This window comes from Thermoflexus sp. (assembly GCF_025055495.1).
In the GTDB taxonomy this organism is placed as follows: Bacteria; Chloroflexota; Anaerolineae; order Thermoflexales; family Thermoflexaceae; genus Thermoflexus.
The window spans coordinates 1-5,558 of the sequence record NZ_JANWXB010000409.1 but is presented as its reverse complement, the minus strand read 5'-3'; the positions used below and the strand labels follow the sequence as shown (position 1 = coordinate 5,558).

The 5,558-nt window shown below is 63.0% G+C and carries 5 protein-coding genes; 1 reads left to right on the top strand and 4 read right to left on the bottom strand.

What is annotated here, in order from left to right:
* The first annotated feature begins 210 nt into the window (after positions 1-210).
* Positions 211-783, top strand: coding sequence for a hypothetical protein (locus NZM16_RS13295; RefSeq protein WP_295451342.1), 573 nt, complete (start codon positions 211-213; stop codon positions 781-783).
* 9 nt (positions 784-792) lie between these two features.
* Here NZM16_RS13295 and NZM16_RS13290 read toward each other — a convergent pair whose 3' ends face one another.
* The 4 genes from NZM16_RS13290 to NZM16_RS13275 all read right to left on the bottom strand — a co-directional run bounded on the left by NZM16_RS13290 (position 793) and on the right by NZM16_RS13275 (position 5,406).
* Positions 793-1,176 carry a DoxX family protein gene (locus tag NZM16_RS13290; RefSeq protein ID WP_295451339.1) on the bottom strand — a complete coding sequence of 128 codons (384 nt, stop codon included), beginning with the start codon at positions 1,174-1,176 and terminating at the stop codon, positions 793-795.
* Between the two features lie 134 nt (positions 1,177-1,310).
* The gene (locus NZM16_RS13285; RefSeq protein ID WP_295451336.1) at positions 1,311-3,404 is read right to left on the bottom strand and encodes a cation-translocating P-type ATPase; all 2,094 of its coding nucleotides are present in this window, start codon (positions 3,402-3,404) and stop codon (positions 1,311-1,313) included.
* On the bottom strand, positions 3,397-3,747 hold the full coding sequence (locus NZM16_RS13280) for a helix-turn-helix transcriptional regulator (RefSeq protein WP_295451335.1): 351 nt from the start codon (positions 3,745-3,747) through the stop codon (positions 3,397-3,399). Before NZM16_RS13280 ends, NZM16_RS13285 begins: the two co-directional genes overlap by 8 nt.
* A 450-nt stretch (positions 3,748-4,197) precedes the next feature.
* Positions 4,198-5,406 (bottom strand): sigma-70 family RNA polymerase sigma factor, encoded by a 1,209-nt coding sequence (locus tag NZM16_RS13275; RefSeq protein ID WP_295451332.1) that lies wholly within the window; start codon positions 5,404-5,406, stop codon positions 4,198-4,200.
* Between the last annotated feature and the right edge of the window lie 152 nt (positions 5,407-5,558).

Sequence of the window (5,558 nt, the reverse complement as noted above, 5' to 3'; positions counted from 1 at the left end):
GGCCATTCCCTTCCGAACTGGCTTCAGTTCCCCCAATCTCCGGTTCATCACCGGACAAAGCACGAGGCCCAAGGGTGGGCAGGGGTTGGGGATAGTAGAGGGAGAGGTAATCAAACCCTTTCCAGCCATCGAGGGGTTCGCCCTCTGGCGGGCACCGATGTTGGAAGGAGATGAACGAAGACGGAGGCATTCCAGAGCCGGGGAGGATCCATGAAACCGGAAGATGAGCTCACGTTTATCCAGGAGGGGATGGGCATTATCGAGGACTATCTGGCCTCGGATCTGGTTTACTGGCCTCTCCGCCCTTTCTCCGCCACCTTCCCATCGTTCAGCCTCGGCGGCCTGCTGGAAAGCCTCCGGCGGCTGGAGGCGCTTCAAGCCCAGCTCCCGCCCCGGGCTCGATCCGATCTGGAGCTGCTGAAGGCCCGGCTGGAGCGAGTGCGGGAAGCCCAGCGCGACCGCTACCAACAAAAATTGGAACGGGAGCTGAGCAGCCGCCTGGATGCCTGGGCCTGGTATCTGGAGGATTACGAAAGACATCCGGAGGAGGCGGCCGCCAGCTACCCCGCCCAGGTTCATATTCGTTTAAAAATCGATCTTCTGCTGGAGGAAGGGGAGCGTCTGGGATTGGACATGGGGAAAATCCAGAGCCGCTTGCGGGCTCTGGATCAGACGCTGCGGCGCAATTGGACTCCGGGTCCTTTCCTTTGGGAAAAGGCCTTACAGGCCGCCTTCCCACCGGATCGCTTCTGGTGGCTCTACGGGCGGCCCCGGGGCCGATGAAGCGAAGCGCTAACTCCCCCTATCCTTCAGCGGACTCAGTCGCCATCGGCCATACGCCACGAAACCCGCGAGCCCAGCCAGGATCAGGTTCATAAAGATACTGGGAAACTCATTGCGCAGGAAATGCCAGACCGCCGCGCCCAGCATGACCAGCACCAGCCCGAGGGCCGCCAGAGGCGTCAGACGGGTCTGAATGCGGGTGAGACCGGGCAGGATCAGCCCCAGTCCGGCCAAGATCTCAGCCGTGCCACTCAGGTAATGTAAGGCAGGGGGTAGCTCATACATCCAGGCCATCGGCGCAGGCAGGCCGGGTGGCACAATGAAATGGACAATCCCGGTGATGAAGAAATAGACACCCAACACGACTTGCAGGATCCACAGAAGAACGTTCATCGGTGATCCCCTCCTTTCCATCGCTGTTTCTGGTTGTGGAGCGGCAGAGCGAACCGCATCCTCACTGCCCGACGGCTCGCGCTTGAGCGGCAGCGCTGATCGAGGCGCTGGCTCCAAGCCCATGAAGGTTACGGCTAAGCGGATCCATGACCCTGTCGCAACAGCCGTGCGGAATTGGCCAGGATCCCCAGATCCGGCAAGGACTGGGCGGCCGCCGCGAGGGTGAGCGGCAAGATGCCCAGGGCAGCCAGCGTCAAGCCGACCAGGTTGTAGATGGCGGTGAAGGCGAGGTTCATCCGGACCACCCCCATCGTGCGCCGGGCAATCCGTAAAACCTCGGGGATCAGCCTCCAGTCCTCCCGCATCAGGGCGATGTGAGCGGCTTCCATGGCGATGTCTGTCCCCGCCACGCCCATGGCGATACCGACGTCCGCCTGGGCCAGCGCGGGCGCGTCGTTCACACCGTCCCCGATCATCACCACCACGTGCCCTTTCGCCTGATAATCTTTCACCACCTGGATCTTGTCCTCGGGCAACAGATTCGCTCGATAGGGCACGCCGAGTTTTCCAGCCAGCGCGGCAGCAACCCGTTCGTTGTCGCCCGTGAGCAGTTCCACCCGCTGGATGCCGAGGGCGCGCAGTTCAGCGAGGGCGGCGGGGACCTCGGGGCGGAGCGTGTCGGCGGCCGCGAGGATAGCCGCCAGCTCCCCGTTCAGGGCGACCCAAAGGAGCGTCTTGCCCTGCTCCTCCAGCTGTCGGGCGAGAGGCAGGGATTCCGGCGCCGGAACCAACCGGCGGTTGCCGATAGTGACCCGGTGGCCATTCACCCTTGCCCGGATGCCCATGCCGGGAATGACCTCAAAGTCCTGGGGGTCGGCAAGCGGCAGATGTTGAGCGCGGGCCGCCTCCCGAACCGCCTCGGCGAGGGGGTGTTCCGAGTAGCGTTCAGCGGAAGCGGCGAGAGCAAGGATTTCGGACGGGGACATGTCGTTCAGCGGAACCACATCGGTGATTTGAGGTCGCCCCAGCGTGAGCGTGCCGGTTTTATCGACCAGCACGACGTCCGCGCGCGCCAGCGCTTCGAGATACTTGCCGCCCTTGATCAGCACGCCGCGCTTGGCGCTGGCGCCGATGGAGGCCAGCATCGCCACCGGCGTGGCCAAGGCGAAGGAACAGGAACATGCCACGACCAGGACGGCGGCGGCGGCCAGGGGGTTGCGGCTGATGAGGAAGGTCAGAGCGGCGATCCCAGCCACCACCGGCATGTAATACGCGCTGAACCGATCGGCGAGGCGCTGGACATCGGCCCGATGGGCTTCCGCCTCCTCCACCATTTTGATTACGCGCCCGAACGTGGTATCCGCGCCCACGCGCAGCGTTTTCACCCGCAGACTGCCCAGCTTTGCAATGGTGGCCGCGAAAACATGCGAACCCCTCGCCACTTCCACGGGCATGGACTCGCCGGTGATCGCGGATTGATCCACGGTGGCATGTCCGGCGATCACCTCGCCATCCACCGGGATCCTCTCTCCTGGGCGAACGACCACGATTTCGCCCACCTGCACTTCCGTCACCGGCACTTCCACCTCCGCGCCGTTGCGTTCCACGCGGGCGGTTTGCGGCGCCATGGCGATGAGTTCTTTCACAGCGCGACGAGCGCCTTCAGCGGTGAAGCGCTCTATGGCATCGCCGACCCGCATGAACACCACCACGATCGCCGCCGCCACCCAGTCGCCGACAGCGAGAGCGGCCATGGCACCGGTCGTCATCAGGGCATGGGCGGTGATTCGCCGCTTCAGGGCAGCCCGCACGACATTGCGAAAGACCGGGAAGCCACCCACGATGACGAAGGCAGCGCCGATGGGGAGAGGAACAAGCTCATTCAGTTTCTCGAACAGACCCAGCCATTCCCCGGCGACCACGATGATCAGGACCCCGCTGAACACGAGGGCCAGCAACATCCGCACGCGGCGGGTGAAAGCGCCTGCGGAAGCAGCCGATGGCACGGCGGAGTCGGGGATTGAATAGCCTGCGCTCTCCACCGCTTTACGGATCGCCGACCAATCCACCCGGGTGGGATCCACCCGGACGATGGCCTTCTCGGAGGACAAAAGGACATGGACCGACTCGACCCCGGGCAAGTCGGCGATGGCCTGTTGAACGTGCAGGGCGCACTCGGCGCAGTCCATGCCCTGGATGGGCACTTCAAGGAGTTGAGTTTTAGCCATGTCCGCGCTCCTCGGCCGTGTAACGTGTGCATTCGTAAACGCCCTTCGCAATCCCGGCGAGCAGCTCATCCGCCAGGCGAAGCAATTGCTCCACGCGAGGGTCGCTCAATTCGTAGTAAATAAATTTCCCCTGCCGCCGGGTTACAACCAGCCCGCAATCGCGCAAGCAAGCGAGGTGATTCGATACGTTGGACTGGGTCAAGCCGGTGGCCCGCACGATTTCGCTTACCGTGAGCGCCCCGCCCCGTAATACTTCCAGAATCGCGAGGCGCGACGGGTCCGCGAAGCCGCGAAAGAATTTGGCCTGCAACTCGTAAGTCTTCGGATAGGCCATCCTCAGCATCGGATGCTCCACATATCATCATATCAGCATCTGATGATATTATATACCCAACCCTCCACCCGAGCCAGCGTGTCGAAGAGGGGACCGAATGGGCTGTGTTCTGAACGGATGCGAGATCAGGATCCGAAGTTGACATCCGAGCCGATTCCGTGCATGATCAACCTGTTACAGGCGCGGGCCACCTGCCCTCCTCGCCTCGACGCCTGCGCCTTCCGGATGCGCCATCCCACAGAAAGGAGGTGATGCGACATGGACGAAAAACGTCGGACAGACCTGAAGGAGGCGGGCCGTCGCATCACCTCCGGTGAACGCTGATCCGCGACGGCCCGCCGGGAGAGGCCGCTTCCTGGTTGGAAGCGGCCTCTTCATTTCTCGAGAAATAAAACCGGACCGGCGCCTCTGGCGGCCGGTCCGGTCTCGGAAGCCTCCCGCAGGGGGAAGGAAACCCTTTTAGGTCAAGAACTCTCGCAACTGGCGGCTCCGACGCGGGTGGCGCAGTCGACGGAGGGCACGCCCTTCGATCTGCCGGATGCGCTCCCGTGTCAGCCCGAACTTCTTCCCCACCTCCTCCAGGGTGTAGCAACGCCCGTTCACTAAGCCAAACCGCAGCCGCAGGATCCGGGCCTCTCGGGGGCTCAGGGTGGAAAGGATCTCCTCGATCTTCTCCCGGAGCAGGTTCTGGTAGGCGATCTGGTTCGGAGAGGGCGAGGACTCATCCTCGATGAAGTAACCCAGCTCGTCCTCCTCGTCCTCCCCCACCGGGTTCTCGAGGCTCAGGGGCTGCCAGGAAACCCGGAACATCCACTCCACCTTTCGGGGATCCACCCCCAGCTCGGCGGCGATCTCCTCCGCCGTCGGCTTGCGGCCCAGGCTCTGCTCCAGCTCGTGGGCCACCCGATACAGCTTACGGATCCGATCGCTCATGTGGACCGGAACCCGGATGGTGCGGCTCTGATCGGCAATGGCCCGGGTGATGGTCTGGCGGATCCACCACGTGGCGTAGGTGCTGAAACGGTAACCCCGCCGGTAATCGAACTTCTCCACCGCCTTCATCAGCCCCAGGTTCCCCTCCTGGATCAGATCCAGGAACGGAACCCCACGGCCCATGTATTTCTTGGCAATGCTCACCACCAGACGGGTGTTGGCTTTAATGAGATGCTCCCGCGCCTTGCGGCCTTCTTCCATCAGCCGCTCCAGGCGGACCCGCTGTTGAGGGGAGAGACGCTGGGATTCCCGGAGCCGCCGGGCGGCCTGCTGCCCGCGGAACACCTGCCGGGCCAGCCGCACCTCCTCTTCGCTGGTCAGCAGGGGGACGCGGGCCATCTCCTTCAGATAAAGCCCTACCGTGTCATCCACATCGATGTCCGCCAGATCATCATCCTCCCCCAGGACCACATCACTGGTCTCGAAGTGTTCCTCCGTTTCCTCCTCCTCTTCCTCCTCGATCTCCCGAAGGAACCGTTCCTCTTCCTCGATGTTGATCCGGGTATCATCGTAGAGCTCAATGCCCGTCTCCTGCAGCCACAGGCAAATCTCGTCCAGCTCCTCGGGGGATTCCTCCGCTTCCGGATAGATCTCCAGGATATCCGTGACGGTGAGGTAACCCTGTCGCTCCGCCAGAGAAAGAAGCTCTCCAATGACCTCATCGAAGCTCGCCATCGTCGCTCCTCTCCAATCACAGGTAAAGGTTCCGGAGATACTTCCGGAACACCTGGCTCTCCGGCCTTCGCCTGAGAGCGTGCCTGGAGAAATTCCAGACACCGGGTCGTTCGGCGATCCCTCCCCAGACTGGATCCATCAGGTGGGCGGGC